The organism is Candidatus Phytoplasma crotalariae, assembly GCF_030586865.1.
GTDB classification, from domain to species: Bacteria; Bacillota_I; Bacilli_A; order Acholeplasmatales; family Acholeplasmataceae; genus Phytoplasma; species Phytoplasma citri.
The window spans coordinates 1-4576 of record NZ_JAOSIR010000033.1 but is presented as its reverse complement, the minus strand read 5'-3'; the positions used below and the strand labels follow the sequence as shown (position 1 = coordinate 4576).

Sequence of the window (4576 nt, the reverse complement as noted above, 5' to 3'; positions counted from 1 at the left end):
AAAAACATCACTATCTTAAAAGGGAAATTATGAACTTAATTTTAGTCTTCAAGCGCAATTTTTAAATCAAAACTTGTCTAAAAAAATGGAACAGTTCACGTCTTTTTGACTAATTTGATTTTGTCTCAACCCGCTTTTATGGTCTGCTGTAATCTGACATTCTTTCGTTTGTTAGACCGACCATCTCCTTTCAGAGTTTATCAGCTCTGGCTATTGGTTAGCTAACACGAAATTTAGGCCTCTTTGGCGTCCAATGTTTTAATTATTGTTTCTTGGTTGATTGTTTCTTGGTTGATTGTTTCTTGGTTGATTGTTTCTTGGTTGATTGTTTCTTGGTTGATTGTTTCTTGGTTGATTGTTTCTTGGTTGATTGTGTTCTATAATTTGTTGATTTATCATTTCGGAAGTACTCAACAAAAATTGTATTCTATCTTGAATTTCCCTAATTCTGTTTCTACGTATCTCTGGAGTTAAATTCATATCATCCAAAACAATACGGAATTCTACATATAAATTTCCTATTTCTTGGTCGATTTCTTGTCGCATTGCATTTAGTGAATCTAAAGGTCTCGTAATAAAAGCATATACTTTTTTATTATTAATTAAAAATAATCCTACAAAAAACAATAAACAAATACTGATTATTTTAAATTGATTTGATAATTTAAACATAAATTAATTCTCCTTTAATTATTTATAATCATTCTTGTTGGAACTTTCTAGTTTATCAATTGCAAGAATATGAGAATAATTATATTTTGTTGAGAACTTTCAGATTGATCATTAGGATTGATAAAATAATTAATTATTTTTTTATTTTGTTCATATAAGCTCTTTACTATTTTAATTTTCTCGGAATACAGTAATAATTTTAACATATTTAACTTTTTAAGTCTAATTAAATACATTTTCCAAATCAAGATAGTTATTATTTTTATTTTTTTATTATAGAATCAATAATGATATATCATATGGTAACGTTTGAGGGCGCACTGCGACTTGACGAAGGGGTTGGATAGTTTTATCATATAATGATTTAGTTTTAATAGCGACATCACTGAGCTGTTCCTAAACTTTAGACACTTTTTACTTTTTAAAAACTCTTGAAGACTAACTTAAAAGTTAGTCTTTTTTGTTTAAAAGATTAAAAAAATAATTTTCTGTCTTTTTTAAAAATGTTTTTAGAAAGGGAATTGAATGTTAAGACAAGCATTATTTAAAGAATTTTTAAAAAATAAAAAGAATTTAGCAATACGAGATCAATTAATTGAGCTTCATTTGCCTTTAGTTAAAAAACTAGTTTATCAATTTCAATATTATCCCCGTGTTTTAACTAAAGAAGATTTAGAACAAGAAGGAATTTTAGGCTTAATGAAAGCTCTTGATCATTACGAAGATTTAAGTTATGACTTTATTACCTATGCTATTCCTGTTATCAAATTTGAAATCAGTGAATTAATTAGAAAAAGTCATTCGCCTGCAATTCCTCAAAAAAAACATAAATCAGCAATCAAAAAATTAAAAAAAATATATCGAAAGAGCAATAAATGATGTTAAAACAAAGTCCAATTAATCGGCCGTTTGAGCCATAATTTAGAAAAACAATACATTAATTCCAATAACGAACAAATTCCCAAAATTGATTTTCAATTAGCCGTTAATCACAAAGACCAAGTCCAATTTATCCCTTGTGTTGCTTTTCGAAAACTAGCAGAAAACATGAGTCAATATTTACATAAAGGTTCCAAAGTATATATCGAGGGGAATTTATCGATCCAAAAATATCAAAATCACCAAGGACAAACCAGAACAACGACGAAAGTTATTCTCTAAAATGTCATCTTTTTAGATCATAAACCACAAGATCAATTGTCTTTTTAACCATAAATTAATAATAAACTAAAAACAAAGAGGAAAACCAACCATGACCCTCCCAATTAACATTTTCGATGTTACCAATTATATTATCGATAATTTTCATCAAAAATATGAACTTACTCAAATGAAATTACAAAAAATTATTTTTTATGTTTATGTCCAACATTTAATTGAAAATAACGGTAAGCCTTTCTTCCAAGATATTTTAAAAGCGTGGCCATATGGCCCTGTTTTTCCTAATTTATATTTAAAATTACAACATCAGCGCAACTACCCTATTACCCAAGCCATTGCTGAAGGACAAGCGAGTAAGTTGCAACCTGAACATTACGGATTTAATCCCCCTAAAAATTCCGAATAACCCCCTTCAAAATCATTATCCCCTTTTCCAAATCAATTATCAAAATGAAACGAAAAATCATATTAAAGAATTAATAGGGAAAATTGATGTTTCTAAATTAGCAACTTTACAGTTATATCCTTTAGATCCGAATAAGCGAGATAAATATGATAAGCTAATCAAAACTAATTATAAAAAGGGGTTAAATAATTATTTATTATCGTCAAAAAGATTTAAAATTTATCCAATCTTGACTAAAGCTCAACCAGGTTATCGGGTGAAAAAGTTACGTCCTGATTATAAAAGATATTTAAAAAAAGAAAAATCATAAAATTCACTCATCATTCACTCATCATTTACTCATCATTTTATCATCATTTACTCATCATTTACTCATCATTTTATCATCATTTGCCTTTTTAAATAACCTAGTTCACCATTAGCTTCTTGAAGGAGGGATACTTTATATTTTATATCGATAATGATAATGATAATCGATATTTGATATTATCGAGATATTATTTTCTTCATTATCGTTATCGATATCATAAAATTTCTGGCCAACAATTTTATTTTTTAATTTATTGAAATCATCAAATTAACTTTAATTTTTAAGTTAATAACCTTACCAAGGTGTTAGTGAGATGTATAAGGTAATTTTATTTTTTAATTTATTGAAATCATCAAATTAACTTTAATTTTTAAGTTATAATAGGAAATATATTTAAATATTTTAAAGATAATTGGTCTTAAGGTGCAAAAATTAAAACAAAAAATTAAATTATTACAAAAAATGATGAAAAAAATTAAAAAAATTGATAAAAAGATGGTTTTTTATTTGGTTAATCAATTCCGATCAACTTTAAATTTAACTACTATTTTAAAAACTATCCGCATTAACCGAAGTAATTATTATTATTGGTTAAAAGTCCAAAATAAACTAAAAGAAAAAGAAGAAAAATACCTTTTACAACAAAAACGGATTAAAGCTTTATGTTTAAACTATCAATATTTTTATGGCCATCGCAAAATCACCGTTTTATATCGAAAAACTTTTAACGAAAAGATTACTAATAAAAAAGTTAAGACCATTATGAAAAAAATGATCTTCGGTGCCGATTAAGAATGAAAAAAAATTTTACTTATTGTAATTTAAAAAATAATCTTCAAATCATTCCTAATTTAATCAATCAAGATTTTATCACGACTAAACCGCTCCAAAAACTTTTTACAGATATTACTTATTTTAAAACAAAACCAGGATTTCTTTATTTTTCTTGTATTATTGATGCTTTTAATAACCAAATAATTGCTTCACATGTTTCTAACCAACAAAATAAGGATTTAGTTTTAAAGACGATTAAAAAATTACCTTCATTAAAAGCGCCTTGTATCATGCATTCCGATCAAGGAACAGTTTATCGAACCCAAAAAGTCCAACAAACTTTAATTAAAAAAGGGTTTTTAATTAGTATGTCCAGAAAAGCTAATCCTCGCGATAATGCTGTGATTGAAAACTTTTTTGGCCAAATGAAAACAATTTTACAACAGCAACAGCCTTTTTTATTAGAAAAATCCCCTGAGAGAATGCAAAAAATAATTAACCAATTCCCTCGATTTTGGAATAACAAGTGGATTTTAAGGAAATTAAACTATGCCACCCCCATTCAATATATTCAAAATCGCAGCTAATTTTTGAACGGCATTAAGCTTACCTGAAAAGGTTACTTTAGTGCGCCTTTTTTTATCAAATATTATTTTCTTTTCATTTTGTTGACGACTTTTTCTCTTTTTTTACTTAAATATATAGTGAAGAGATAAAAGATCAAAAAAATATCTTGGGAAACCAAAGAATTATCAAAAAAAATTTTAGACACTTTTTAAAACGCGAATAATATTTCTTTGGTTTGAAAAGATAGGAAATTATGAACTTAATTTTAGTCTTCAAGCATAATTTTTAAATCAAAACTTGTCTAAAAAAATGGAACAGTTAACTTTGTCGGAAGATAGAAAAAAATAAAAGAAGAAATTCGTCGAAATTCGTCAACAAAATCCTAACTACACTCATGCCCAAAAAATATTTCGTAAAAAATGTCAAACTCAAATTCTTGAAATAATTATGATGCCTAATAAATAAATTTTTTTAAAACATTTAATTAATAAAATTGTATAATAGTAATATACTTCAAGTTTTAAATATTTGCTATCAAATTAAGAGATTCCTTACAAAGAAGATTAGGATAAAAAAAGAATATCAGAATCAAATTTACTCTTCGCTTAACTTCCTTTACGAAATTCTCTCGGCTAAGGAATAAAAAAAAGGAGATTTTAATAATGTTTAAAATCAAAAACCATTTA

The 4576-nt window shown here is 26.2% G+C and carries 3 protein-coding genes and 3 pseudogenes; 5 read left to right on the top strand and 1 reads right to left on the bottom strand.

The window, feature by feature from the left end; translation table 11 throughout:
• Positions 1-258: 258 nt before the first annotated feature.
• The gene (locus tag OC683_RS02040; protein ID WP_304514881.1) at positions 259-672 is read right to left on the bottom strand and encodes an SVM family protein; all 414 of its coding nucleotides are present in this window, start codon (positions 670-672) and stop codon (positions 259-261) included.
• A 525-nt stretch (positions 673-1197) separates the two neighbouring features.
• On the opposite strand from OC683_RS02040, the pseudogene OC683_RS02035 reads away from it, so the two are divergent.
• The 5 genes and pseudogenes from OC683_RS02035 to OC683_RS02015 form a co-directional block, all read left to right on the top strand.
• Positions 1198-1503, top strand: a pseudogene (locus tag OC683_RS02035) (sigma-70 family RNA polymerase sigma factor); the annotation flags it as partial.
• Positions 1504-1557: 54 nt separating this feature from the next.
• Positions 1558-1833 (top strand): annotated as a pseudogene (locus OC683_RS02030) (single-stranded DNA-binding protein); the annotation flags it as partial.
• 91 nt (positions 1834-1924) lie between these two features.
• Complete coding sequence (locus tag OC683_RS02025) at positions 1925-2239, top strand: Panacea domain-containing protein (RefSeq protein ID WP_320411931.1); 315 nt, start codon at positions 1925-1927, stop codon at positions 2237-2239.
• The gene (locus OC683_RS02020; protein WP_320411930.1) at positions 2169-2549 is read left to right on the top strand and encodes a hypothetical protein; all 381 of its coding nucleotides are present in this window, start codon (positions 2169-2171) and stop codon (positions 2547-2549) included. The genes OC683_RS02025 and OC683_RS02020 overlap by 71 nt, the downstream gene beginning before the upstream one ends.
• Before the next feature lie 462 nt (positions 2550-3011).
• Positions 3012-3910 (top strand): annotated as a pseudogene (locus tag OC683_RS02015) (IS3 family transposase).
• Positions 3911-4576: the final 666 nt, after the last annotated feature.